This is a genomic window from Pseudomonas sp. PsB (assembly GCF_043658375.1).
In the GTDB taxonomy this organism is placed as follows: Bacteria; Pseudomonadota; Gammaproteobacteria; order Pseudomonadales; family Pseudomonadaceae; genus Aquipseudomonas; species Aquipseudomonas putida_Z.
In genome coordinates this window covers 60,761-85,784 of the sequence record NZ_JBIGLU010000007.1, presented here as the reverse complement: position 1 = coordinate 85,784, position 25,024 = coordinate 60,761, and the positions used below count along the sequence as shown (strand labels likewise).

Below are 25,024 nucleotides of genomic sequence, written 5' to 3'. Positions count from 1 at the left end.
CCCCTATAGACACCTCAGTAGAAAACCTACTTTGGTGCCCGAGAGCTCGGGCACCTTTGCAGTCATGTCATTAGTAGATGGCTGAGGCGCTCAAGCAGGTTTTTTCTAGCATGGGTTGTGTGCACGTCGGTTAGTTCGCCTGCGGCTACCACATCTCCGGCAGCAATTGCTTTCGCTATCGCTTCATGCTCGTTCCAGATCGCCTCACGCTGCTCTGATGACTGCAGCACAGCCCCCATTGCGCGGCGCAAGTGTACCCAGTAGACCTGGGCGCTTTGAGCTATCAGCGGATTGCCAGAGGCTTCGTAAATTGCCGTATGAAATGCCATGTCAGCATCAATCATTGCCTTGATATCTTTGCCCTGCGAGGCTTTGCGGCCTCTTTTGATCAACGCAGGATCCATCTGGAATTTCTGCTCTGCGGCCATTTTTGCCGCGAGGTTATCCAGGGCTCCTCGAATCAGGTAGAGGTTACGAATCGAGTCCGTCGTCAACGGGGTCACCAGCAGGCCTCGCCCCGGCGCATCCTGAACAAGGCCATCCTTCTTGAGCAACCTCAGCGCCTGCAGCACAGGTGACCGGGAGATGTTCATCTGCTCGGCGATTTCTTCCTGCGTCAGGCGTGCGCCGGGTGCCAGCGAGCCGTCGCTGATGGCATCGAGCAGAGCCTTGTAAACCTCATCCACGTAGTCCGTGCGCGACTGGATACGCTTGAGCGTGCTTGTCATTGATTGACCTCGCCGAAGATCGGCTTCCCCCACTGAAAGCTGCATTGTCCACTTTCTCCCGTGTCATTCAAATTTTCCTTGACTCCCGTTCAGTGTAGGTCAAGACTGTGAACTCTGTATACAGAGTACAGAGCACGAAATCCCGAACACAAAAACAAGAAGGTCTGACTGACATGAAGCTGTTCTACGATAAAGATGCTGATTTGAGCCTGCTGCAGGGGCTCTGCGTGGCGATCATCGGCTATGGCGCTCAGGGGCATGCTCACGCCCAGAACCTCCGTGACAGTGGCATTGATGTCATCGTCGGTTTGCGTCAGGGTTCGGCGTCGTCGAAGAAGGCGCTGAATGCCGGTCTCGCGGTGAGCACTGTTGCTGAGGCCGTTGCCCAGGCAGACCTGGTCATGATGCTGATTCCTGATGAGCTGATCGCGGATGTCTACCGCAGCGACGTCGAGCCGCATCTGCGCCGCAACGCCACCCTGGCCTTCGCCCACGGTTTCAACATTCACTACGGTCAGGTAAAGCCTCGCGCCGACCTTGATGTGATCATGATCGCGCCTAAAGCGCCCGGTCACACCGTGCGTTCGACTTATCAAGCAGGCCATGGTGTCCCGGCACTGATCGCCGTGGAGCAGAACACCTCCGGCCATGCAGTCGAACTGGCCCTGGCCTACGCCTCTGCCATTGGTTGCGGCAAGGCCGGCATCATCGAAACCAACTTCCGCGAGGAGACCGAGACTGACCTCTTTGGTGAGCAAGCCGTGCTCTGCGGTGGCACCGTCGAGTTGATCAAGCTCGGTTTCGAAACATTGGTGGAAGGCGGCTATTCGCCTGAGCTCGCCTACTTCGAATGCCTGCACGAACTCAAGCTGATCGTCGACCTGATCTATGAAGGCGGCATCGGCAACATGAACTACAGCATCTCCAACAACGCCGAATTCGGCGAGTACATCAGCGGGCCGAGGATCGTGCCGGCTGAGACCAAGGACAGAATGCGTGAGCTGCTCACCAGTATTCAAAATGGCGAATACGCCAAGGACTTCATCCTGGAAAACAAGGCAGGCAATCCCACGCTCACTGCCCGGCGTAGCCTGCTGCAACGTCACCAGATCGAAGTGGTCGGTGAGCGCCTGCGCGGCATGATGCCGTGGATCCAGGCAGGCGCTCTGGTCGACAAATCCATCAACTGATACCCCAAGGAACACAAGCAGTACCCGTAGCAACATTGCGTTCGAACAATATGTATACAGAGTACGAATACCGTATCCCGTATCTAACAATAAGCCTGAGGCAATGAAAATGACTGAGAAATTCGATAAGCATGATGATCAACGTGGTGCAGGCGGCAACGGCGCTGCCGTTCCCAAGAAGCTGATCGCTTACGGTGGCTACTACACCAACAACACTCCAAACCATGACCCAGAGCTGACCGAAACCGGCCCCGGCACGCCAGCTGGCGAGTACCTGCGTCGCTTCTGGCACCCGGTCTGCATGTCGTTGGAGCTCACCGATACGCCTCGCTTCCTGAAGATCATGGGCGAAGAGTTGGTGGCATTTCGCGACGGTAGCGGCCAAGTAGGTGTGCTGCATGCCCACTGCTGCCACCGTGGTGCTTCGCTGGAGTACGGTGCTATTCAGGAGAAGGGCATCAAGTGCTGCTATCACGGTATGGTCTTCGATGTGGATGGTGCCTGCCTCCATGTCCCGTTCCCTGCCGGCGAGGAAAAGGAAGGCGAGAAATATGCCTGCTCTATCCGCCAGGGTGCCTATAAGGCGTTCGAGCGTCACGGGTTGGTGTTCGCCTACATGGGCCCGCCTGATGAAGAGCCACCGTTCCCAGAATGGGAGCAGAATTTCACTGTGATGGAAGGCGACGAGCTGGTTCCATACAGCAACTTCCAGCACTGCAACTGGCTGCAGGTGCAGGACAACGCGGCTGACAACTTCCACCCCACGGCCCTGCACTCTGCGAAAAACGTGGTGGGCGGTCAGTTCCAGGGCACCACTTTCGACGAAGTCGGCGCCGCCTCGATGGAAGTCGCTCCGGACATGCAATTCATCCCGGTTCACCAGGGTCGTAGTCTGGCCTGTGCGGGCGCTCGTCGCGTGAACGACGACCGCATGTTCCTGCGGATTCAGCATCAGGTATTGCCGAACCTCAGCCTGCATGCCTACACGTCGGAAGACGGTTCGGCGAAGAAGCTGTTCAGCCGCTTCCACATCGTCCGCTGGACTGTTCCTGTGGATGACGAAAACTCCAAGATGATTGGTTGGCGCGTCATGGGCCCAGGCATCGACACCCGTGGCGTCGGTGACAAGAGCATGGTCGGGTACGAGACCATCGATTTCTTGGAAGGCCAAGTGGCCATGCGTCGTCCAGAGCGCTTCGGCAAATACAAGCTCGAAGACATTCCACCGATTCCGTCCAACCACCGTGAACGTCACAACTACAAGGAAGCTCAGTACGCTCCAGGAGACTACGAGGCCATCATCAGCCAACGTCCAATCGCGGTGCACTCGCTGGAGAACCCGACCAAGTTCGACGCCGGCCTGTATGCCTTCCGCAAAATGCTGCGCGATGGCATCCGTGGCACCAACCCGCAAGCTGCGGCAGCTGGTTTCGCCCAGTGGCTGCGTGATATGGGCGGAGAGCCGAATAGCTACTGCACCGGCAACGTGTTCAACATGCCCAGAGCCGCGACTCCGGAGCAAGAGGTTATCAACCGCCGCAAGCTTGCCAGGGAGGCAGTGGCCATCCTCACCGAAGCTGACAAGCTCAAGGGCAAGGAGCGTGCGGATTTCGTCACGGCACGGTTCGAGCAGTTGGAACAGAGCTTCAAAGAACAATAAGAAAAAAGCGCGGGCCCTGGGCTACCTGGGGCTCCCGTGCCTTGGTGAGAGGTGATGACGATGACATCTTTAGCAAATCCCAACCCAGCGTTGCTGGAACTGTTGATCCGTCGCGTTACCCGCGAAGCCCAGGGGATCAACTCATACGAGCTCGTTGATCCGAATGGTGGTGCGCTGCCACCATTTACAGCCGGCTCACACATCGACATCCATCTGCCCAACGGAATGGTCAGGCAATATTCGCTGAGCAATTCGCCCGCCGAGCCTCATCGCTACGTCATTGGTGTACTGCGTGATGAGCGAGGGACTGGCGGCTCCATCGCGGTTCATCAGCTGCATGTCGGCGAAACGGTGAGGGTCAGTGTGCCGCGTAACAACTTCATGCTGAGCAAGGAAGCTCGCAAGTCCATCCTCTTGGCCGGTGGCATCGGCGTCACGCCCATGAAATCGATGATGCATGCACTGGAGTCGGCGAAGCAGGAGTATGAGCTCCACTACTGTTGCAAAGGCCCCGAATTCGCTGCGTTTTCAGAGGAGATGGAAGAGCTGATCGGGGAAGGAAAGGTCGTCCTTCATTTCGATGGCGGGGATCCCTCCAAGAGCTTCGACCTACAGTCATTCCTGAAAGACGCCCCCGAAGGTTGCCACGTGTATTACTGCGGGCCTGCAGGCTTCATGAACGCGTGCAAGGAAGCCGCTGCTCATTGGCCTGCTGGCACAGTTCACTTTGAGCACTTCAAGGCACCCGTGAAAGCACCTGAGCCGGCAAGCGCGGAGCAGAGCAATGGTTCGTTCGTCGCTCGCATAGCCAGCACTGGCGAAGAGATCGTCGTCCAGGCCCACGAGAATCTCGCGCAGGTGCTCCAGGATGCGGGTTACCCAGTCGAGACTTCATGCCAGTCGGGGCTGTGTGGCACCTGCAAGATTCGTTATCTGGAAGGAGAAGTCGACCATCAGGACTACATCCTCGACGACTCCGAAAAAGGTAGCTGTCTGACGGCGTGCGTTTCGCGTGCGAAGTCCAAGCTTCTCGTGCTCGACCTGTAGGCCTGGTGAAACACATGAACGTCACCAAGCTGGAAAGCTTTCTGGCGACTGTTGACCTGGGAACAGTGAGCGCCGCTGCGGCACAGCTCGGCATTGGTCAGCCGGCTGTCACCAAGCATCTGAACGCGCTGGAGGCAGAACTGGGCGTCGAGTTGTTCGTTAGTGCATCACGGCGAACGCTGCTCAGTCCTGCAGGCGCGAAAGTGCTATCCACAGCGCGAGTGATCGTCGCGGCAGTGGATTCGCTGCGAGCCGAGCTGGAAACGGCACGGAGCCATTAAAGGTTGCATATGGAACTTGGCCCCGGTGAGGTACTGCCGGGGCATTTTTTTCGCTTCGCCCCGTGGGCATGAACAACGTAGGCTCATTTAGCTGTGCTTATTCACTATCTCGCCTCGACGACTAGGCATCCCATGATGCGCTATTTAGCCAGGAGTACCAGCCCTGCGACATCAAATCTGATGGCTGTAGAACAAGGCGAATGACTCGATGCCATCGTTCGGCTGCTTGATGCCTGCGTTGGAGTAATGAACCGCCCTTATCCCTACTCGCTGCTTATCACCAATTTTCAAACCTACCCCGATCCGGTCTTCAAAGTTGAAGGCTGAGCCAAGGTTCTGATCGCCGACCTTTGTATTGGAGAAAAACGCGAGCCCAATGCCTGCCTCGATGAAGGGTTTGATTTCCCCTCCGGCGAACTCGTAAACGAACACTGGAGAGAAGGACAGCGAGTGGGCGCTGCCTGCCGCATCGCCAGCTTCCCAATAGGTGTATCCGGCATCCCAGTATCCTGTCAGCCTGCCGGTATCAGATCGAAGCCAGCTTTTCTCCCACTCGACTCCCAACCCGACTCTGGCGGTGAGACCACCTTGACTGGTTGCGCCCAAGGAGCCTGATAGCTCAGCGGCGGAGGTAGCAAAGGCGGCCATAGTGAGAAGGGTGCCGAAAAATAAATGCTTCATGCAGATAATCCACGATGGTTATTGTTAGCTACCTATCTGAATCGAAGTGCTATCAAATCGTTCCTCCCCTCGACATAGATGGCGAGATTTTGGCTGATTTGCCATTTTTGTGATCGACAACAGGTGAAGCAAGATCACCATCTACCAAAGGCAATTGATAACCGTCACCCTCCCCTAGAGAAGTTTCTTCAGCCGCTGAACCGCCAAGATAGCTGATAAATCAAAGGGGAATTCAGCTACTAGACTCAAGGTGCTGCTACTTGGAGGATCGTTCCATGGATGACATCACCTTGGCTTTCCTAGCTTTTAGCGTCGACCATCCGGAAGCGGTTGAGCAGCTACAAATGTTGTCAGAGGCGAATGCTCTGGAGGCCGGTGAGTCCTTGCAGGAGCTGCGAGATACTTTGGTTTTGCAGACGCTGGAGGCTGAGGCTAAGCAGCGTGGTATTTCGCTCGAGGCGCTGGTGGAAAAGCTTAGCGGCCAAGCGAGCCAAGTCGCAGGTGGTTCGGACAAGGTTCAGGGCTTAGAGAAGTACAATCAAATGCGCGACTTCGCCGCTTCGCCGGAGCCGTCAGGCTCATCGAAGCCAGCAAGGCGAGGCAAACGCACCGAACCCCAGGCCCTGCAGTTTTGCGTACAAAAGCACGACGCCACCAGGCTCCACTACGATTTCCGACTTGAGCTCAACGGCACGCTCAAGAGCTGGGCCATACCGAAAGGGCCCTGCTTCGATCCGAAGGTGAAGCGTCTTTCGGTTCACGTTGAAGACCACCCGCTCGATTATGCAAGCTTCGAAGGCACCATCCCTAAAGGGCATTACGGCGCCGGGGAGGTAATCGTGTGGGATCGTGGGATCTGGATCCCTCAAGGTGATCCGGACGAGGCCTACCGCAAAGGCCGACTCAAGTTCGAACTGCAGGGCGAGAAGCTATCAGGCCTGTGGAATCTGGTTCGAACCAATATCGAAGGCAAGCAGGAGCAGTGGTTTCTCATCAAACACCAAGACGAGTCGGCCAGACCGATCGCTGATTACGATGTCGTGTCGGAGCAGCCGAACAGCGTGCTCAGCGACCGAACCGTCATTCCCAAGAAACGAGGCAAGCCTAAATCCTCAACTCCGAGTGAGTCACCAGATAAAGCCGAGCCGCTCCGAACGGCTCATGCAGTACCGGCAGACCTCCCTGAGAAGCTGGCACCGCAGTTGGCCACGCTCGTCGAGTCGAGTCCGCAGGGCAGTGAGTGGCGCTTCGAAATCAAGTTCGATGGCTATCGCATGCTCTGCCGAGTCGAGGGTGACGAAGTGCGCCTGTTCACTCGAAATGGACATGACTGGACTGACAAGCTGCCGAAGCAGGCCGCAGCAATCAAGCAGCTCGGTTTGGAAAGCGCCTGGCTCGATGGTGAGATTGTCGTCCCGAACGCTGATGGCGTACCCGATTTCCAGCTGCTGCAGAACGCGTTCGACGCGGGCAAGAGCCAGGGCATCATCTACTACCTGTTCGACCTTCCGTATCTCAACGGCGCCGACCTGCGCCTGGTGCCTGTGGAGCAGCGGCGAGCCGCTCTCAAACAGGTGATGGAAAGCAATGAACATCCCTTGCTTCGATTCTCGGACGACTTTACCGAGGACGTCGATGCGCTCATGAACAGCGCCTGCCAGATGAAGATGGAGGGACTGATTGGGAAACGCTCGGGTAGCCCCTATGTATCAAGGCGCAGCGATTCGTGGATTAAGCTCAAGTGCAAACATCGCCAGGAATTCGTGATCGTTGGCTTCACCGATCCGAAAGGTGCTCGCAGTGGCTTTGGAGCATTGGTGCTGGCCCTGACTAATAAGGACAGCGGAGAGCTTCGGTACGCCGGCAAGGTCGGCACTGGATTCACCGAGTCGACCCTCGCCACCATCTTGAAGAAGCTGCTGCCTTTGGAGCAGAAAAAGGTGCCGGTGGCGAATCCGCCAAAGGGTGTCGACGCCAAGGGCATCCATTGGTTGAAGCCTGAGCTCCTGGCTGAGGTCATGTTTGCTGAGATCACCTCGGATGGTGTGGTGCGACATGCCGTCTTCCATGGCATCCGCACTGACAAGCCCGCTAAGGACATCACGGAAGAGAAGCCGGCGCCCGCGCCGAAAAAAGCGACATCCGCCAAAGCGGAGGCGACCAAACCAACAAGCAGTAAGGTTAAGATCACGCACCCCGAGCGCGTCATCGATCCCAGCAGCGGCCTCACAAAGCGTGAGCTGGCCGAATACTATGCCCAGGTCTCACCTTGGCTCTTGCCGCACCTGAAAGATCGTCCCATTGCGCTCGTGCGAGCGCCTGAAGGCATCACAGGTGAGCTGTTCTTCCAGAAGAATGCTGATCGCCTAGCGATACCCAACATCACGACCGTGCCGAAGGCTGAGGCAGGCAAAGCCGGCATGGTGATCAACAGCGTCGAAGCTCTGGTCGGGGCGGTGCAGATGAGCACCATTGAGCTGCACTCCTGGAACGGCACAACCGCTCGCATTGATCAGCCTGATCGCTTCGTCCTCGATCTCGACCCAGATCCTGCCTTGCCTTGGAAGGCGATGGTCGAGGCCACACAACTCACCCTGGTGGTGCTGGATGAACTAGGCCTGCAGTCCTTCCTGAAGACCAGCGGAGGGAAGGGTATCCACATCATGGTGCCGCTTACTCCGAAGGCTTCATGGGAAGAGGTGAAGTCGTTCAGCCAGGCGGTGGTGAAATACATCGCCAAGCTCATTCCAGATCGGTTTTCGGCTGTGCTCGGCCCGAAAAATCGCATCGGCAAAATCTTCATCGACTATTTGCGAAACGCTAAAGGCGCTACGACGGTCAATGTCTATGCGGCCAGGGCTCGTGAAGGGCTACCTGTATCTGTCCCGATTTACCGAGAGGAGGTCGCCGAGCTCAAGTCCGCAGCGAGGTGGAACATCACCAACCTCCAGGAGCGTCTGGATGAGCTCGGCGGTGATGATCCTTGGGCGGAACTGGCCAGTACGAAGCAGCTCATCACGTCAGAGATGAGACAGCGGATCGGCATGAAACAGAAGGAGTAGAACGATGGACAACTACCACGTAAGCCCGACTGCAGAAGGTTGGGAGCTCAAGAAGGCTGGAGCTGAACGGGCTTCGAAACGCAGTACCACCAAGCAGGAACTGGTGAGCTCATTGTCTGAGTTCTTCGAGGGCAAAACCGCCTCGGTGAAAATCCACAAGGCCGACGGCACCATCGAGGAGGAGCGTACCTACCCCCGCTCAGATGACCCGCGTCGTAGCAAAGGTTGAAGGACATAACTGCCCGTGACCTCGGCATAGAGGTCGCGGATGACCTTGGCCTGTTCAGATGGTTGCTGGCCAGTTTTCTCATGGGCAAGCCCATCCGCTCAACCGTGGCTGTAAAGGCATACCGAATCCTCGTCCATGAGCAAAGCCTGGATACGCCGCAGAAGCTTGTCCAAATCTCTCATTCGGTACTTGTCAGGTTACTCGGTCAGGCCGGGTATACACGATACGACGAATCCACCGCCCGACGGTTGCACGCCCTTGCCAACAAGGTTGAGGTGGAATTGGCTGCCCAACTTGAGGCACTGCCGGGAGCCACAGGCATTGAGGGTTTTAAACGCTGGCTAATGGAGTTTGAAGGTATAGGCCCTAAGACGGTGGAGATATTCCTGCGCGAAGGTCGGGCCCATTTGACGACGTTGGTAGGCCGCTGAGCAGAGGGTGGCCTATAGCCCCCATCGACGTGCGGACACATGAGTGAAACACTCGGTGATTGGACTATGGACTGGAGTAGCTGATGAGGCTCGACATCAAGGGTTTGTCGCTGTCAGGGAAGACAGTGATCGTCATAGAAGACGATCCGACGCTTCGAACCTTGCTGGTGGAAATTCTTAGCGAATTGGGCGCCGCCTGCGCTGCATTCGATAACGCCGAAGATGCCTTGATCAGCATGTTGAGCCTTAAAGATGAATGCTCGCTGATCGTTGTGGATCACGGCGTACCTGGAAGCATTCAGGGAATGGAATTCATCTCCATGGCCCATGAGAGGTGGCCTGGGCTGCCAGCGATTCTGACCTCGGGCTATCAACTGGACGCGTCGCAGGTGACCCCGCCTGTGATCTACCTGTTCAAGCCATGGTCGATTGATCAGCTAGCAGACGCAATATGTAAGGCACTCAGCGTTGCTTCCGTAGATACAGGCGAGTGAGTGATTAGGCATCTGCGCCCCCAATGGTTTGCTTAAGCCTCGATGGCGGGCAGGGTTACCAGCTTGTTAATCAGCGAGGCCAGATCAGTAATCCCCCACGGTTTGGGCAGGAATGCCGCCCTCACCGGAAGTAAATGGGTATCGATGATTGCGTGTCCTGACGTCAAAATCACGGGTAGGGTAGGCCACCTGCGCCAAATAACGTGCGCCAGACCTAATCCGTCCATGCTGCCAGGCATGTGGATATCGCTCATTACCAATGCAGGGGTTTCTTCATGCGAAAGGTGGTGAAGCGCCTCGTCAGCATTTGCCGTGGACGTAATGGTTACCGCGTAAAGTGACGAGAGACTCTCTGCGGTGAGGTCTCTGAGTAGTTCGTCGTCTTCTACGATCAAAATGGTTTTGGTCATGCGTCGTTAGCTCGCCTCTGGTATGCGTTAGGGCGTCTCGGCCATACGACGTTGCTCCGAAGCGATGAGTGGTGCGCCAAGCGTCGCATGGCATTAGCGGCTATCGTAGGAGGGCGTCAAGCGAACCGCCTTCACGCTCTGCCCGGTTTTCGGGGCGTATACCGTCAATCTGAAGGGAAGACTATGCAGCAGCTGCCAGCTGACGAAACCATACGAGCGGCCTTGAAGAAGACCCACATTCGCCTGCACCGCCAACATGAACTGGTGGTGGAGTTCGGCGTGATGTCCTTGAAAGTGACTGACCTGGATGTGTTGTTGACCCATGCCTGTGAAGTCGTCGCTGAAGGGATGAGCACTCGCTTCGCCAAGGTGCTGCAGCCGGCTGAGGAGGGGGAAGGCTTCATCTTGTCACACGGTGTGGGCTGGGACGCTTCTGACATCGGTCAGGCTACCGTGGGTGCCGATGAAGCAAGCCCGGCAGGCTATGCATTGGCAACCTACAGGCCAGTGCTCTCGAACCATCTGGGCATGGAGCACCGGTTCCGAACACCTGAGCTGCTGAAGAAATACGGAATCGAAAGGGCTATCAACGTCCCGATCCGGGGCGTACTTAGCCCCTTTGGCGTTCTCGAAGCCGATAGCAGTGACGGGGAGGATTTTGTAGAGAGCGATCTCGTATTTTTGGAGGGTATCTCGAACGTCATTTCCATGGCCCTTGAGCGAATATCTGCGGGAGCAGATATCCCTCTTCCCGATCCGTATTCGGAAACACTTCTGAACGCGAGTCCAGACTGGGTCGAGATCCTGACTTCAAGCGGCGAGATCGAGTTCATGAACGAAACCGGGCTACTCTTCCTGGCTACCCAGCTGGCGGATGTAAAAGGCCGGAGGTGGCAAGACTTGTGGCCCGAGGAGTCTCGCTCATTCGTCTGCGAGGCTATGGGAAAGGTAAGCGGCGGGGAAACCGCTCGATTCGAGGCATATCACCCTATCTCTGCAGATGATCCAAAATGGTGGGACGTGACGGTGGCGCCGATCCTCGGAGCGGACGGCAAGGTCGAGCGAATGATTGCCGTATCGCGAGATATCACCGAGCGTCATCAATATGAAGCTCAATTGCTGTCGCTCATCGAGGCCCAGAATAGCAAGCAAAACCGAAGCGACCTCTATCTCGAAGAGATCCACCATCGCGTCAAGAACAGTCTTCACCTGGTAAACACGCTGCTGTTGCTACAGGCCAATCTCACACCTGATGCAGCGGTCAAATTGCAACTTGAAACCGCCGCAGGCCGAGTGGTGACCATTGCAACGGTTCACGAGCGGCTGTATCAAGCTGCTGAAGACCAGGATCTACGTGCTCGTGATTACCTCAATGCGCTTCTGGGGGATCTGGGCAGAGCCTTGGCCGACCGGAAAATTGTGCTGGAGGCTGACGATTTCGTCTTACCCCCAGAAAGAATGGCGCCCTTGGGATTGGTCATTTCTGAACTGATCACCAATGCCCTCAAGTACGGCAAGGGCGCCATCGAGGTGATCGTCAAGCATGCCGGCGACCATGCCTTACTCACCGTCAGGGATGAGGGCGATGGATTCCCTGATAATTACCCTAAGCCGACGGGCACGGGCCTCGGCATGCGCTTGGTCAAAAGCTATTCCGGCTACGGCAGCGCGGCGGTTGAGGTGGATCGGTCAGATCGTAAAAGCTGTATCCATGTCCGCTTCAAACTTTAGAAACCAGGCGATTGAATACGTCCCCCGGCTCAGCCGTTGCTAGTTTTGATAGCTGGTCAAAAATTACTTCCTGGAGCTTGGTCACCGGCCAGGGCTTAGGCAAGAACAGCGCATTGTCAGGGAGAGCGCGAGCTACGAAGTCGTAGTAGCCACTCATTACGATGAGGCGAATCTCAGGATTTAGCTGGCTAGCGATCCAGGCGAGGTCGACTCCATTCAGCAAGCCCGGCGTTTGCACGTCCGTGAGCAGCAACGCCCAGTCTTGTTTCATTAACTCCAACTTACCGGCATCAGCGGTAGCCACCGCTGTGACAACGGCACCCCAATCTTCCAGATAGAGGGTCAAAAGCTCTCGAATCAAGGGTTCGTCCTCAACGATGAGGACGGCATGATGGTCTTTTTTTGCGACGGGGTGCAGCTCTGTCATTACTCATACTCGGGAGAGCGGCTGCTGGAAGGGAGAGACATCCAGGTCTATCTGCTGAATTTCAGCGAGACGTAGCAGCACGCCATCACTACGACATCGCGGTTACTCAGAAAATTCAGTTCGCTTCGTAGGCACACTCAAGGTGAACCAGCTTCCGCCAGAGAACTCCAATCGAGGGGCTCATGAGCCGCTGTGGTGATGCAACGTAGCGGCATGAAAGCGTGAAGCGGCGTAAGGACTAGCCGTGTTTCAGGGCAAGGATTTGTTATGCAGCGTCAGAATGTTGAACAAGCCGAGCAATTGGTGGCAGAGGTACTCGTAGCGGCCTGCCTGGCGGCAGCGGCTGACGAAGGCTCAGCCAAAGAACGCCGTGTCGTCCGTGAATTGTTACATTGTGCCTTTGACACACTCTGTGCCAGGCGGATCTCCGTCCATGCGCAGGTCGGGGGCGGGAAGTCAAGCTGCCCCGTGCCCAGGACGGAAGCGTCGTCAAAGAGCAACCAGCGAAATTTTTGATGAGGAAACGCGGAAGGCAGGTGGTGTTAGATCGAGCTCGTCTCCAATCTCATGCCACGCTCTTGGCTATGGGGTAATGGTGCCGGTCGGCGTTGAGGAGCAATCTTCGGAAAGCTTTTAAGATTCTTGGTCATACCGAGTTTTGCTGAAGGCATTGACATCGCATACGTCACATCTCGACATCTTGCTACGACTTTTCCGCTCGGCGGGGATGCGTTGCCGCTCAGTTGCGCTATGGTACAGACACCCTGGCATAAGACTAAAGTCGTAGGAGGGCGGCATGCGCATACGCGGTGACATTTTCTGGAAATGGTCAGATCCGACGCTTCATCACCGAACTCACGATGAGACGCTGGACGACGGTACGACGATGGATATCCAAGTGCGGTTATCGCGAACGGGCAGCACGCAAATGTTCATAGGCGTGTATGCCTTTAGCGGTATGGCGCTGCATGAGGAGGCCTTCGACACACGCCCAGGAGAGTCAATGACCAGGGCTCTGGCCTGGGGTGTTGGCCGTGCGAGGTGCCTTGCTACCGAGCGAAACCAGCCTTCGCAACGGCTTGCTTGAACACACTGCTGGAAGCCGTGGGGCGCAATTTTCTCAGCGATCCACGGCTTGATGAGTCCAGGCGGCATATTCCGCTTTGAGAGACTGAGGTAGGTGAGGCAAATCGGGTTTCAATCCGCCCGACTTCTTCACCCACTCGGTGAGCCAGGCGATGACCAGAGTGCGAGTCACAGGGCTGGGCCCAACCTGGCGCTCCAGCTCGGCAGCTACCTGATCTAGGAACGCGATCTTAGCGTCCAAGTGGGCCAGCTGATCAACCAATGCCTTGTCCTCCTAACCCATGTGCTGCTTTGGCTCCAAGATGGATGGAGCCAGCGCACGACCCCGGCGAGCACCCCACGCCATGGCTCGAGTCATCGATTCACCGGGGCGTTTTGCATAGGCTTCCTCAATCCTTGCCAAGCCCGAGCGTTCATAGATCCCTATAAACAACTGAGTGTTCCCAGCGCGGGAGAGCCGAACCTGAATATCGAGTTTGGCTCCGTCATCTAGCTCTTCCTCGTGGGAATGGTGCTGCAGGGCTGGATCAGCCCCTGCCCAAAATACTGTTCCTGGATGTCGCATCCTTGCCTCCTGATTACCTCTCCTTCAAGCGAGCTTAGTCCGTTTCGTCTAGGTCGGTGTTCTCAATCATTTCAGGACATTCCAGTGCATGCTCAAACATGACTCTCGTGATTTTCAGGTGCCATCCAGGCTGGAACTGCCCCAATAGCTTTCATACGCATGATCATTGCCCATGAGCCGTGCCTGTCCTAATTCCACAAGCGCGGCGGCTCCAGTGGATGCTTGCCGGTGAACTCAGCCATGCAGCATGAGTAGTCTTGAGGTTTCTGCACAAGGAGACTAATACTTAGGTCATGCTAGATGAGGGATGATCATGCAGATGCGCTTTGTCGTGGTTCCCGCTGTACCCACGGAAAAGGAGATTTTTCCTCGCCGCATCGGAGTTCCCAATGCTTCTGGGGCAGGCTTCGACCTCTACGATAACCACAGCAAAACCAGGTTGGTTTTGAATTTCCCTACTCGTGCCGAGGCGGATTACGAATGTGCCCGTCGCAACAACCAATTCGGCGCGAGCGGATCAACCTGTACAGAAGGTGACTCAAGCTATATCGGGCGCGAGTTGGGCTTTGAAGGAGCTGGATCTAGGTGTGTAGGCCATGGCTGAAGATTCGTAGTGACACCGAGCACTATGATCTCTAACCCCCATTTCCGAGCGCCGACGGATGACCTGAACTCGTTTCCGAACGTTGGTGTCATCAGCATACGGAAGCCCGCCCCTGCGTTCAGGATGTCGCGCATTCTTCAGGTGCGATCCCTCATGAGCGTCGCCAAGCATCACCCGCCCAGAGCTAAGGCCACGATCATCTGCTCACGAAACGACAAGGTTCTACTTGTCCGCAGGAAGGGTGCTAAATGGAAGTTTCCAAGCGGCGTGCTTGCGCCCGGTGAGGCGCCAATCGTTGCCGCTGCTCGCGAGCTTTGGAAGGCTCTCGCGCTTCATTGCTCAGGCTTAAAAGCTGTGGGCACCGTCGAGGTGGGCAACGTTCTTCACCACATTTTTGCGACTGATCTACCTGACAGTTGCAGCGTCGTGCTTGGCAGAGGCATCGTCGCCTGTAAGTGGGCTTGTTGGGAGGACTTGAGCTCAACCATGCTGAAGCCCACAGCCGCTGCTTTGCTTTCACGAGACCTCCAAGAGCTCGTTCACCATGATGGGCGCCCGCAATCAGTGTCGGCTTTCAACACAAACTGAACGTCAAGATCAGCGTTCGGGTCAGATCGTTAACTGTCATAAAAAAGGATGTTAGCGATGAAAGCGATGACTCGAGTGTTCACTGGCCTGGCATTAGTTGGTGCTATGGGGGCTACTTCGGCATGGGCTGATACGCCCGGTGCTGATTGGAAGGTGAACAAGGATCAGGCTGAGGCCACCTTGAAAGGCGCAGGCTACACCCAGATTACCAAGATCGAAGCCGACGATGGTCATTGGGAAGGCGAGGGGATCAAGGGTGATGGCAAGCAATACGAATTCCAGGTTGATCCGCACGACGGCAAGATTATCAAAGACGAACTGGATAACTGATCAGGGCGGGTCTTGCTCTCTGAGCGGCCCGTGCCCAAAGCGCGGGCTTTTTTTCGTTAGTCACCAAAATAGTTTTTCTGGGCCAGTCTCCCGGCAGCGCAGGCAAGCGACGGCTTTCGACCCAGCTAACCTTAAGGTTTCTCTCCAAAGTCAAAGAGCAAGCTTTCGCTTGTTAAAGTGGGAGGGCTTATGTCGTTGGCTGTCTCGGAAAACTCACCCTAAAAGTCGTGCCTTGCTCAGGACTAGATACAACATGAATGGTGCCGGCATGGCTGGCTGTGATTTCCTTGGCTATGAACAAACCTAGCCCTAAACCTTGGCTCTGCTCACCGCCAGCACGACTTGCGCGTGTCAGGCGTGCTTCAGGATCAAACAGGTAAGTGATCTGCTCGGCAGAGATTGGTTTTCCCCAGTTATGTACCTCAATTACGGCCATGTTCTCAACGCAGGTTGCACCTACTCGGATTGGTCGCTCAACATCCCCGTGTCGTATGGCATTTACCATCAGATTGGATATCACCTGACTCATGCGTAGCGGATCGACGCTCGCCGCCAGTGCATCGGTACGTTCGAAAACGACGTTAACCTGTGGATGGGCGAAGCAGACCTCTTGTATCACCCTGGCACACAACGAAGTCAGATCGATATCCTGACGTTGTACCGTGATGCCTAGGCCTAGGTTACATCTGGCGAGATCCAGCAGATCATTTACCAACTGATTGGCGCGCTCGGCACTGGTGTCGATCTGCACCGCCAAGCTCTGTTCACGCTCTCCCCACTGCTTCGCTTTGGTAAGCAGGGCCGCTCCCATTTTAATGGCCGTTAGTGGTGATCGAAGATCGTGACCCAGTACCCCCAGCACCATTTTGCGTGTGGTATCGACAGCCTTGCCATAGGATGCGATGGACTCGACGAGCGCCTGGTCGATAGCTTCGTTGAAACGGATGATTTCGGGTACTCGATCCGCTTGATCGAGTGAGGCTCCCTGTGAAAGCCAAAGTCTTAGCACGCTAGATCTGAGGGCTCTGTATTCGGACACCATCTGATCGAGGGTGAATCCATCCAGAAAGCGAAGTGCAGCATGTGTCTCAGCAGCGCTTTCTTCCACAACAGATGGGCCTAAGCCCTGAGATTTGTCGATCTCCTGCTGCAAGCTTTGCGGCGTATCCATATCGCGAGCGACGGCTTGCAGGATAAAGGCAGCATGATTTCTCAAGCCTTTGTCACTGAGCGGTTCGCGAGGTAACTCAACGGTACGAGCAAAGTCCTCCCAGGCCTGGAGGATGGTGTCCATGTGCTGAGTGATGAATGTCGACAACCGCATACAGCCCGCCCTCCGTCCTAATTGCGTATCTTTTTCGTTGAGCCTGACTAAGCGTAGCGCGTGGGCAGTGGGCGCAACGCGACTGACTTGATACTAAACCAAGCGTTCGCTATGGGCGACGGCCCTCCCTTGCCAAAGGAGATTGAGGTGCCGGCCATCTAATCTGCTCTGCTCTAGATTGACCAAATCCGGTGAAAACGCTTTACTGTACGAATATACAGTATAGGTGTTTTCGGCATGGTCACCATCCTCGGCCCCCTTGAACCAAGCGGAGTGAAGCTCCCGCTATTCTTATTTCATGTCCCTGCGGGCTTCCCCTCGCCAGCAGCGGATCATCTGGAGAAACGCATTTCCTTGGATGAGCTGCTCGACGTCCGCGCCCCGCACATTTACCTGGTGCGTGTTGAGGGCGACTCGATGATCGGTGCCGGCATCTACCCGGGCGACCTCGTGATCGTGGATCGCTCCATCGAGGCTGAGCCAGGCCACATTGTCATCGCCGCAGTGAACTGCGAACCGCTCTGCAAACGCCTTGCCCGTGACGGTAGTCAAGTGGTGCTTAAATCGGAGAATCCGCGCTACCCATCAAGGTATTTACTGGAGGGTGAAGAGCTTCAGGTATGGGGTGTTGTCACCTTTAGCGTGCGCAGTCATGACAAAGCCTGAGCGAGTCTTCGCCCTCATCGACTGCAATTCCTTCTACGCCAGCTGTGAGCGCGTTTTTCGCCTGGATATCCGCAGCAAGCCCGTCGTCGTTTTGAGCAACAACGATGGCTGTGTAATCGCTCGCTCAGCGGATGCCAAGCCTTTCGTGAAGATGGGTGAGCCGTACTTCCAGATCAAGGACAAGCTCCGTAAGCATGGCATCGTCGCGTGCTCGTCGAACTATCAGCTTTACGGCGACATGAGTGAGCGCGTCATGACTGTAATCGAGTCCATGGTGCCGGCAGCGGAGGTTTACAGTATCGACGAGGCCTTTGCAGAGCTCACGGGGGTGCCAGGAGATCTCGAGCGTTTGGGCCGGCAGATTCGAGCCGAGGTATACCGGCGCACGGGCATCCCAGTCGGCGTCGGTATTGCCTCGACGAAGACCTTGGCAAAGCTAGCCAATCATGCTGCCAAAAAATGGCAGAGCCATACCGGTGGCGTTGTAGATCTGCGCGATGAAGTGAAGCGCAACTGGGTGCTCAAGAAATGCGATGCCGGCGACGTTTGGGGCATTGGCCGCCGCCTTTCTGCCCACCTGGCGGCAATGAATATCCGCACCGCGTGGGAGCTGGCCCATGCAGATGCCTGGTCGCTCCGGAAGCAGTTCAGCGTGGTACTAGAGAAGACTGTGCGCGAGCTTGGCGGTACCACATGCCTCGAGCTGGACGAGCCTGATCCACCCAAGCAGGAAATTTGCAGCAGCCGTATGTTCGGTACCCGGCTGACTGAACTGGCTCCTATCAAGGAGGCGGTGGCCACCTATACGTCCAGGGCTGCGGAGAAACTTCGCGCTCAGCAGTCGCTTTGCAAAAGCCTACGAGTGAGTATCCGCACGGGCCAGTTCAATCCAAATGAGGCGATGTATGCCAACGGAATCCTCGTCGAGCTGCCATATCCAACCGACGATACGCGTTTGCTGACAAAGGCAGCGCAGGAGGGCGTTGAGCGGGTGTTCCGGGAGGGTTTCCGCTACAGCAAGGCGGAGGTGCTGCTGCTTGACCTCTGCCAGCCGAGCGAAATCACGGGTGACCTGTTCGCGGCTGCTCAGCCGGTGGCGAGTGAGAAGCTCATGGGGGTGCTCGATGCGGTGAACGGCAGGTGGGGCAGGGGGACGATGCGGCTGGCCAGCGTCCCGATTGATCCGTCGTGGGGCATGCGACGAGAGATGATGAGCCAGAGCTTCACAACGCGCGTCGACGAGCTCTGGACAGTCTACTGTAAATAACTTCTGCGTTGAAATAAGGGAGCCGAAGCTCCCTTATGAGTTAAAAGTTAATACATTCATCCATGACTTTCATACAGTTTAGATCGGAGCAAACCTCGAGCACCATGCAAATTTGATTGGGTTTGTTCTCAGAGTCCAGTGCGATTCTATCAATGCCTAACTGGACATAGAAGCCGCCCGGCAACTCATAAATTTTCATCTTCAAATTGGCCACAGTTATGTCATATGTATTGCCATCTACATCAATCCTAACTAACAAACTAAGATTGTGCCTTATCAGATATGCGCAGATTTTCTTGCTTGCCCCAAGCACGTCAATGTTTTCACACTGACTCCACAGAACTTGCTCGCGTGTAAAGCTAGCTATTTCAAACGTCTGCATTGGGAGCGCTTCGTTACCTAGCAACTCTTTATATGGCTCAACAAGTCTAAACGTTTGTTGAGCCAATAAGGCTTTATACGTTTCAAAATCCATAACATCTATATCAACCCAGCTCGCACCTGGGTCTGTCCTGGCGTCTTTGCCCGGTGAGCCAGGGTATCCTCTGTCCCCCTTATCCCCCGGCTGACCACTAGGCATAAGAGTTTCCCACTTAGAGCCTCCCGGAGCTCCTTTCCAACCACCTTCACCACCTAGCCCTGGATTTCCACCTGCTACATCAGTTTTAATGTTAACTGATGCTATCACGCTATCCTTATCAACTTCTTTATCAGCGGGAATTACGAGAAATAGATTTACTTTGCCAGCATTTCCGCCATTTCCGCCTGTTCCGCCAGTTGCTCCATTTCCCCCACGACTGGGGCCCTTTAGAGAGTTTCCTTCTCCCCCCTTACCACCGTTACCACCATCTTGACCACGCCCCCCATTACCTCCAAGTGCTGAAAAGTATAACTTTGACCCAGGGTTTAGGAATGGTAGATAAACTAGAAATGATGCCGCATTTTTCCCTGATGGCCCTGACGCCGGGGGTGGGGCGCTTCCGCCACCTGTAGAATCGCTGCCAAAAGGGTATGCCGTTGACGATCCACCGGCATCGCTACCTTTGCTCCCGTCGCGGCCTCTATCCCCTTCCTTAAACCCAACCTGGGAGAATCCATCACCTATAAATCTAAGCCCAGTTACACCACTAGCATCAATAGCATTTAGTGTAAAGGTTGTGTCGTCAGGCGACGATGATGCAGTTACATACTCAATGCTAGAACCTTCAGAAGAAACTAGCTTCTTGACTAAAATAGATACTGTTGAAGAGAAACGTATAGAAGAGTTTTTCCAAATTGAAGCATTGCAAACTTGTGAATGCCTGGCGAAAGGTCAATCTGCTGATTGTCGCCTATAATAAGATCGTCCATATCTACTCTCCGGCTTAAGGTATATTAAATATCCGTAAATACCAGAGGTTTGATCCATTGCTACTCGCTTTGGTCTCATCTCTACAGCGTACAGAACACTGTAAGAGTAGATGAGCAAATTTTTTTTGCAGCAGAATTTGGCTTCCTAACCTGGGCGCATAAATCTAAAGGAGCACCACCCTTCGACTGACATCATCTCTCTCATCGAAGCTCTGTGAAGGCCAAAGGCGATCAGGCTTCCGCCACCCTTCGTATGCCGAAAGAGCTCTACTCGTTCATCGAAGGCCTGGCCGACCGGCTAGATCTCAGCCGTCAAGAAACGATGCTAAAGCTGCTCGAGAAAGGCGTTGAAGCCGCCAAGAACGCAATGAAGCTCGACGATGTGGCGGAGGCAACCGCAGAGATGGATGCGCTGCCCGCTTCGAAATTCCACATCCTGAATACGAACAAGCGCCACTCTGTATTGGATCACAAGCGAATGTTCAACGAGGGCTGCGCGGCAGCTTTTTACCATCCTTGGAAGCTCAACATTGATTGCATCCAAGCGGGCGACATCGTCTTCTTGTACGAGAACGGCAAGGGGATCGTCGCTTACGGCAAAGGCACTGGCGTGACAGAAACACGTATCCACGGCGGCTTCCTGGATGAATGTCACTTCCAGCGTCTGGAAGGCTTTGAGGTTCTGCCCAAGCCGATCTCGGCGTCGGAGATCAAAAAAAACCTGCAGAAGAATGTGGTGCTGTCGCGCAATGTCGGCAATGCCAGAGGGCCAGCTGCTGCTGGATCTTATCAAGAAGCGGGGTTGAGGTACCGACTCAAGGTCATGCTTCCGCACCGGTAAAAAGCCCGCTGTTAAGCGGGCTTTTTATTTGGCTTATAGGCCAGGTGGTTTTGTAGAGGCAACGCGTGAAGCGTATTCCGGCATCAGGTTAACGAATATGCTCACCACCCATCCCTGCGTGGAAACGCTTCGCTTGTGCGTTCGCTGGAGCAAAATCCGGCCGTACGGACACAACGGCACGGTCAATCTTGGCATAAGCAACCTGTGCCTGGGAGAGAAGGTACTCGCCGCCACCGTACGGCTTACCATCTTTCCCCCTCGGCAAGATTTCGACCATGCAGTCCACAAGCCACTTCTCGCGGGACTTCCAGATGTCAGTGATGCTATACGTCTCGATGCACTCTACGAATTCGCACAGGACGTTGACCTTTGCATGCACAGCAAGCATTTCGTCATTTTCGGAAAGCTGCTCAAGGAAGAAAGGCTCAAGGTAGGGATCCAGGTGTTCGTCAAAAAACGAGCCTTCGTTCATGAAGACCGGTGCGGTTATCGACTGGCGGATACAGTCGACCATCAACTCCACGTAACGCCGAGCGGAGGTAGTTGGAAGCCCGTTCGCATGCAGGAGAGAGACAGTTCTATGTTTAGCCGCATACTCGTCTAGGAAAACACCAACATCGTTACGAGCGAGCGTCTCTCGAAGAGAGTCGGCACGATCAGCAAGCACACGGTACGTTTCGTATCCAAATAGCGAAGCGGCAACCTCGAGCAGCTGGGATTTGGAGAGTGGATCGAGACCAAGGCGTTTAGCTTGGGTATGGGCCTTATGAATCGGAGTAGAAAGGAAAGTAGCCATGGGAAACCTCGGCAATTGAGTGCAAGGACGATTGTTTCTGAAACAACGGCAACGATTTCCCGCATCAACTCAGAGGTTGGAAGCAGAGGTGTAGGGGTGAAACATGCCTTATTTAGTCGTTGCAACTGAGGCGGGCGCCCTGAATTAGGCGTAATACTACAGCGTATGCCCAGCTTGTCCAGTAGCTCAACGGGCAGAAAAAAGCGGCTACTGAAGACCAGAGCCGCTGTACTGCTTAGCACTAACTGGGAAAGCCCAGCAAGAGAGAGGGGGGAATTGCCGCCCCACCCCAGGCGGTGACTAAGATCTAAAGAACGTGGAACCCAACCTTCCTATTAAAAGCGCTCCAGCCCATGGAGCTTTGCCAGCTTGTCCAAGATCTTGGATTTGGCGCTGTCCAACACTGTCGGATTGGTTTGAGTCGACAGCTCATCTCGGGGTTTTCTGCCGAGGAAATAGCTGATGCGCTCTGCGTTAGCGCCAGATGGGTGAGGGAGCCCATCAAGAATTTGTTCGGCTTTCAACAGGCCTTTGGCCTGCAAATGCTGGAAGACCTCCGCCACCTTCGGCCCGAGCGGTACGTACAAACATTGCGGGCCCAAGACTCTGATCTCTTCCGCCAAGTGGGTTTCAACCTGGCGCCGCAAGCTGGAGCGACTGAGCATGGCTGGGCTGCCGCTGTAGTTCTGACCGTCTACAAAAACTGGATAGCGCAACGCCGAGGTGTAGTGCACCAGATGACGGTGCGTATCGAAGAGCCGAGCGCAGCTGTCGACGCCAAGCAGCGTGTGCACACCTACGTGATCAAGCATGTTGACCAGGTTGTTTCGCATAGGCCCAGCAAAGCTGGCGGTTGCCTTGGCAGCTTCCCTGGCCTGCTCGATGGAGGCGCCTTGACGAAGTTGTTTGCACGCCTCATTTAGGGCGCGGCTGGCTTGTTGCAACCCTGGGGTGATGCCGCATAGCACGATACGGGCGCCGGTATTGATGTGGTCGAATGGTGCATAGAATGTTTGCAGGTTGCCCTCAGATGTTAGCAACAGCTCCGCCGGCAGGCTGTTGGTAAAGTCGTAGGCAGTGGCGGAGAGCAGCGTGCTGAATTGTTCGAGGCTCATGATCGTGTCCTATGGTGATTGGCAGTCGGGTTAGTCAGCGCGGGTGGCGATGAAGCCCCGGCGCCCTTTCAGCCAGCGCAACGCCTCGTTCGAGTCGACCACCGTCTGATTCTGTTCTTTACGTGTTTGAAGCTGGTCAGCTGCGGTGGGTTGAGCCGCATTGCGTACTGCTCGCTCGGTCATTTGCCCCAACACTGCAATTTCCTTGAGGGTCAGATATCCGCTTTGATCTTCCCCCGACAAGAACATGGGCAGCGCCTCGTCATCTTGAAATGCCGGGTGGGTATCGAGGTCTAGGCGTACCCGAATCAGAGCGTGGAACAAAATTTTTTCGAGCCCCCTGGGTAAAGTCATTTGACGGTCGCGGATGCTTGGCCAGAAGACTTCGATGTCGGGTCTGGCAGACAGCACAAGCGTGGCCAAACGTCCCCAGCTGTCGTTCATTCGGGTTTGCTCTGCACCATTCGTGGCGAGTTTCAGCCGACCATTGATTGCGTAGTCATAGCAGTCTCTAGCTGCCGCCTGAACAGGGATCTCACCTTGGTAAATCTGATCGAGAGTCGCCAAATGGGTGGGGTCGATTTCTCCATGATATTTAATCAGTGAGGCACCCAGCGCCCCCCAATAGACGTCGTGGGCTTCCTGGAGAATCTCGTCCAGGTCGATCTTCTCCTCGGGTGAAACGAAGTTTTTCTCGAACTGGTTACGCCAATAGGTGCTCATCATGTCCGCCTGTTCAGAAGGTGTAGGCAGAGATTAATGGCAAAATAGTACATAGTCAATGATTAATTTATTACAGTTGCAGTGATTTTGTAGTCGCTGTGGCCAGGATGTGGAGTTCTCATCTGGTGGCGCTGAGGAGCCCGGCATGAGGACATATCTGCGCGCCTTTGCCGGCGTTATCCCATGGCTCGAGGGCCTATCCCACACTGCATTTGAGTAGCTATTGGAGTGGAAGCGTGAGGCTTAGAAAGGTGTCCATGTAGGACGCTGGGCTGCCCATTGAGGTGGGCAATAGCTCGGGGGAGGGGGCTAGACGGGGCAATTTACGGACAAAAGAAAGCCCGCTGCTAGGCGGGCAATTGAGCATCTATCACACATGGGGTATGGCAGAGTCTCACTCAGCACTCGTGAAAAATAGGTGAAGAGTATCGCTAGATGAGCAGAGGTTTGGCGTCAATTTGGCGCCATAGATGATCGCCAACACGCCGCCTGTTGGGGCTTTGAAGGGGTCTATTCGTGGAAGTGTTTCAGAATATTACAAGCGGGGAAGGCTGAAAGCCCCGGTTTTGAAGGCCTGTGCATCCATACAGGAAAAAAATGGATCCAACAAACAGTTTGCGCACAAGTTATCCACAAGGGGGCGTCTTGCATTGTCAAAAATGCCCCATTATCTTGTATCTCGTCCCGTCAGGAACCCCATATATTGTGTTTTTGACGGATGCGCTGCGGATTCAGAAAGGCAGCGGGTATGCGTGCAAAGTTTGGTCGCCGAGCACGCATATCCGCCTTCCCTGACCCAATGCGGACATTGGTGGGACGCGCATTAGAGAAAAACCGACTCTGGCTGTCAACCATCCAGCCCGGTTTTCCGCTCAAGGGTTGCTCCTGCCTATTTAATCCGACGTAGAAACAGGAGCACTTCATCGTGCCGAAAAATACGAAGCAAACCTCTTCCACTGTAGCCACCTTGGCTTCCGAAGTCCTTCGCAGTGGCAGTTCCTCTGCGATCCAGAAGGAATTGGCCGGCTCGGCTATGTCGCAGGCATCCACTGGTAAGCAAACCAGTGCCGAGATGGAGACCAAAGCCAGCCGGGTTCTGGAAAGCGACAAGTACAACGCCACCACCAAAGCCCTTGCGGGGTCGGTGCTTTCTCAATCGAACAAAGAGCGAGGCAACTGATATGGCCCAGTATTTCGTGAACCGGAACAAGCAGGCCAATGGTGACCATGAAGTGCACACCAGTACGTGCATCTTCCTACCTGCCCCTCACAACCGCCTTGACCTCGGTTACCACACGACCTGTGTGACTGCTGTGCGCCAGGCGCGTAACACCTACCCGCAGTCGAATGGCTGCCGGACGTGTTCCAACGTCTGCCATACCCAGTAGGTGATCTAAG

The 25,024-nt window shown here is 55.2% G+C and carries 27 protein-coding genes and 1 pseudogene; 18 read left to right on the top strand and 10 right to left on the bottom strand.

Annotated features, from left to right (window positions below):
- Positions 1-62: 62 nt before the first annotated feature.
- Positions 63-728, bottom strand: coding sequence for a GntR family transcriptional regulator (locus tag ACGLHT_RS11900; protein ID WP_031322396.1), 666 nt, complete (start codon positions 726-728; stop codon positions 63-65).
- Positions 729-901: 173 nt separating this feature from the next.
- Between ACGLHT_RS11900 and ilvC the strand changes: the two genes are divergently transcribed.
- From ilvC to ACGLHT_RS11880, 4 genes are all read left to right on the top strand, one after another.
- Positions 902-1,918, top strand: a complete 1,017-nt coding sequence (gene ilvC, locus ACGLHT_RS11895) for a ketol-acid reductoisomerase (protein ID WP_274079481.1) — start codon at positions 902-904, stop codon at positions 1,916-1,918.
- 109 nt (positions 1,919-2,027) lie between these two features.
- The gene (locus ACGLHT_RS11890) at positions 2,028-3,578 is read left to right on the top strand and encodes a Rieske 2Fe-2S domain-containing protein (protein WP_009681437.1); all 1,551 of its coding nucleotides are present in this window, start codon (positions 2,028-2,030) and stop codon (positions 3,576-3,578) included.
- A gap of 54 nt (positions 3,579-3,632) precedes the next feature.
- The gene (locus ACGLHT_RS11885) at positions 3,633-4,625 is read left to right on the top strand and encodes a PDR/VanB family oxidoreductase (protein WP_009681436.1); all 993 of its coding nucleotides are present in this window, start codon (positions 3,633-3,635) and stop codon (positions 4,623-4,625) included.
- Between the two features lie 14 nt (positions 4,626-4,639).
- A complete protein-coding gene (locus ACGLHT_RS11880) occupies positions 4,640-4,906 on the top strand; it encodes a LysR family transcriptional regulator (RefSeq protein WP_021783614.1) in 267 nt (88 codons plus the stop codon).
- Between the two features lie 171 nt (positions 4,907-5,077).
- On the opposite strand, the gene ACGLHT_RS11875 is transcribed toward ACGLHT_RS11880, so the two are convergent.
- Positions 5,078-5,587: an acyloxyacyl hydrolase gene (locus ACGLHT_RS11875; protein WP_009681434.1), complete on the bottom strand. Its 510-nt coding sequence runs from the start codon at positions 5,585-5,587 to the stop codon at positions 5,078-5,080.
- A 275-nt stretch (positions 5,588-5,862) separates the two neighbouring features.
- Here ACGLHT_RS11875 and ligD point away from each other — a divergent pair, with 275 nt between their 5' ends.
- The 4 genes from ligD to ACGLHT_RS11855 all read left to right on the top strand — a co-directional run bounded on the left by ligD (position 5,863) and on the right by ACGLHT_RS11855 (position 9,803).
- Positions 5,863-8,649 (top strand): DNA ligase D, encoded by a 2,787-nt coding sequence (gene ligD / locus ACGLHT_RS11870; protein WP_087534936.1) that lies wholly within the window; start codon positions 5,863-5,865, stop codon positions 8,647-8,649.
- Between the two features lie 4 nt (positions 8,650-8,653).
- Positions 8,654-8,878, top strand: a complete 225-nt coding sequence (locus tag ACGLHT_RS11865) for a DUF2188 domain-containing protein (RefSeq protein WP_009681432.1) — start codon at positions 8,654-8,656, stop codon at positions 8,876-8,878.
- Complete coding sequence (locus tag ACGLHT_RS11860; RefSeq protein ID WP_087534937.1) at positions 8,875-9,309, top strand: DNA methylase; 435 nt, start codon at positions 8,875-8,877, stop codon at positions 9,307-9,309. Before ACGLHT_RS11865 ends, ACGLHT_RS11860 begins: the two co-directional genes overlap by 4 nt.
- An 83-nt stretch (positions 9,310-9,392) precedes the next feature.
- On the top strand, positions 9,393-9,803 hold the full coding sequence (locus ACGLHT_RS11855) for a response regulator (RefSeq protein WP_024652014.1): 411 nt from the start codon (positions 9,393-9,395) through the stop codon (positions 9,801-9,803).
- Between the two features lie 32 nt (positions 9,804-9,835).
- Here the strand turns inward: ACGLHT_RS11855 and ACGLHT_RS11850 are convergent, their stop codons facing one another.
- On the bottom strand, positions 9,836-10,213 hold the full coding sequence (locus ACGLHT_RS11850; RefSeq protein WP_024652013.1) for a response regulator: 378 nt from the start codon (positions 10,211-10,213) through the stop codon (positions 9,836-9,838).
- A 183-nt stretch (positions 10,214-10,396) separates the two neighbouring features.
- On the opposite strand from ACGLHT_RS11850, the gene ACGLHT_RS11845 reads away from it, so the two are divergent.
- Entirely contained in the window at positions 10,397-11,944 is a 1,548-nt protein-coding gene (locus ACGLHT_RS11845; RefSeq protein WP_087534938.1) for a sensor histidine kinase, read from the top strand.
- Here ACGLHT_RS11845 and ACGLHT_RS11840 read toward each other — a convergent pair.
- A complete protein-coding gene (locus tag ACGLHT_RS11840) occupies positions 11,934-12,371 on the bottom strand; it encodes a response regulator (RefSeq protein WP_087534939.1) in 438 nt (145 codons plus the stop codon). The two genes, ACGLHT_RS11845 and ACGLHT_RS11840, sit on opposite strands and share 11 nt — an antisense overlap.
- A gap of 796 nt (positions 12,372-13,167) precedes the next feature.
- Here ACGLHT_RS11840 and ACGLHT_RS11835 point away from each other — a divergent pair.
- Entirely contained in the window at positions 13,168-13,458 is a 291-nt protein-coding gene (locus ACGLHT_RS11835; protein ID WP_087534941.1) for a hypothetical protein, read from the top strand.
- 273 nt (positions 13,459-13,731) lie between these two features.
- Here the strand turns inward: ACGLHT_RS11835 and ACGLHT_RS11830 are convergent, their stop codons facing one another.
- Positions 13,732-14,022 (bottom strand): hypothetical protein, encoded by a 291-nt coding sequence (locus ACGLHT_RS11830; protein WP_274079480.1) that lies wholly within the window; start codon positions 14,020-14,022, stop codon positions 13,732-13,734.
- Positions 14,023-14,329: 307 nt separating this feature from the next.
- Here ACGLHT_RS11830 and ACGLHT_RS11825 point away from each other — a divergent pair.
- The 3 genes and pseudogenes from ACGLHT_RS11825 to ACGLHT_RS11815 form a co-directional block, all read left to right on the top strand.
- A pseudogene (locus ACGLHT_RS11825) lies at positions 14,330-14,545 on the top strand (hypothetical protein); the annotation flags it as partial.
- 234 nt (positions 14,546-14,779) lie between these two features.
- Complete coding sequence (locus ACGLHT_RS11820; protein WP_087534949.1) at positions 14,780-15,214, top strand: NUDIX domain-containing protein; 435 nt, start codon at positions 14,780-14,782, stop codon at positions 15,212-15,214.
- 57 nt (positions 15,215-15,271) lie between these two features.
- Positions 15,272-15,544: a PepSY domain-containing protein gene (locus ACGLHT_RS11815; protein ID WP_087534944.1), complete on the top strand. Its 273-nt coding sequence runs from the start codon at positions 15,272-15,274 to the stop codon at positions 15,542-15,544.
- A gap of 187 nt (positions 15,545-15,731) precedes the next feature.
- Here the strand turns inward: ACGLHT_RS11815 and ACGLHT_RS11810 are convergent, their stop codons facing one another.
- Complete coding sequence (locus ACGLHT_RS11810; protein WP_337993871.1) at positions 15,732-16,838, bottom strand: HAMP domain-containing sensor histidine kinase; 1,107 nt, start codon at positions 16,836-16,838, stop codon at positions 15,732-15,734.
- A gap of 267 nt (positions 16,839-17,105) precedes the next feature.
- Between ACGLHT_RS11810 and ACGLHT_RS11805 the strand changes: the two genes are divergently transcribed.
- Both ACGLHT_RS11805 and umuC read left to right on the top strand, forming a co-directional pair.
- Complete coding sequence (locus ACGLHT_RS11805) at positions 17,106-17,534, top strand: LexA family transcriptional regulator (protein ID WP_087534946.1); 429 nt, start codon at positions 17,106-17,108, stop codon at positions 17,532-17,534.
- Positions 17,521-18,801 (top strand): translesion error-prone DNA polymerase V subunit UmuC, encoded by a 1,281-nt coding sequence (gene umuC, locus ACGLHT_RS11800; RefSeq protein WP_274079478.1) that lies wholly within the window; start codon positions 17,521-17,523, stop codon positions 18,799-18,801. Before ACGLHT_RS11805 ends, umuC begins: the two co-directional genes overlap by 14 nt.
- 40 nt (positions 18,802-18,841) lie before the next feature.
- Here umuC and ACGLHT_RS11795 read toward each other — a convergent pair whose 3' ends face one another.
- The gene (locus ACGLHT_RS11795) at positions 18,842-19,489 is read right to left on the bottom strand and encodes a collagen-like protein (protein ID WP_274079477.1); all 648 of its coding nucleotides are present in this window, start codon (positions 19,487-19,489) and stop codon (positions 18,842-18,844) included.
- Here ACGLHT_RS11795 and ACGLHT_RS11790 point away from each other — a divergent pair.
- Together ACGLHT_RS11790 and ACGLHT_RS11785 are read left to right on the top strand one after the other, a co-directional pair.
- Positions 19,480-19,794, top strand: coding sequence for a hypothetical protein (locus tag ACGLHT_RS11790; RefSeq protein ID WP_087535211.1), 315 nt, complete (start codon positions 19,480-19,482; stop codon positions 19,792-19,794). The genes ACGLHT_RS11795 and ACGLHT_RS11790 overlap by 10 nt on opposite strands.
- Before the next feature lie 571 nt (positions 19,795-20,365).
- A complete protein-coding gene (locus tag ACGLHT_RS11785) occupies positions 20,366-20,992 on the top strand; it encodes a hypothetical protein (protein WP_254913469.1) in 627 nt (208 codons plus the stop codon).
- An 88-nt stretch (positions 20,993-21,080) separates the two neighbouring features.
- Here the strand turns inward: ACGLHT_RS11785 and ACGLHT_RS11780 are convergent, their stop codons facing one another.
- The 3 genes from ACGLHT_RS11780 to ACGLHT_RS11770 all read right to left on the bottom strand — a co-directional run bounded on the left by ACGLHT_RS11780 (position 21,081) and on the right by ACGLHT_RS11770 (position 23,626).
- A complete protein-coding gene (locus ACGLHT_RS11780; protein ID WP_087535212.1) occupies positions 21,081-21,788 on the bottom strand; it encodes a hypothetical protein in 708 nt (235 codons plus the stop codon).
- 335 nt (positions 21,789-22,123) lie between these two features.
- Positions 22,124-22,903, bottom strand: a complete 780-nt coding sequence (locus ACGLHT_RS11775; protein WP_087535213.1) for a hypothetical protein — start codon at positions 22,901-22,903, stop codon at positions 22,124-22,126.
- Positions 22,904-22,933: 30 nt separating this feature from the next.
- Positions 22,934-23,626 (bottom strand): hypothetical protein, encoded by a 693-nt coding sequence (locus ACGLHT_RS11770; protein ID WP_087535214.1) that lies wholly within the window; start codon positions 23,624-23,626, stop codon positions 22,934-22,936.
- Between the two features lie 925 nt (positions 23,627-24,551).
- Between ACGLHT_RS11770 and ACGLHT_RS11765 the strand changes: the two genes are divergently transcribed.
- Positions 24,552-24,806 (top strand): hypothetical protein, encoded by a 255-nt coding sequence (locus ACGLHT_RS11765; RefSeq protein ID WP_023128610.1) that lies wholly within the window; start codon positions 24,552-24,554, stop codon positions 24,804-24,806.
- Positions 24,807-25,024 lie beyond the last annotated feature (218 nt).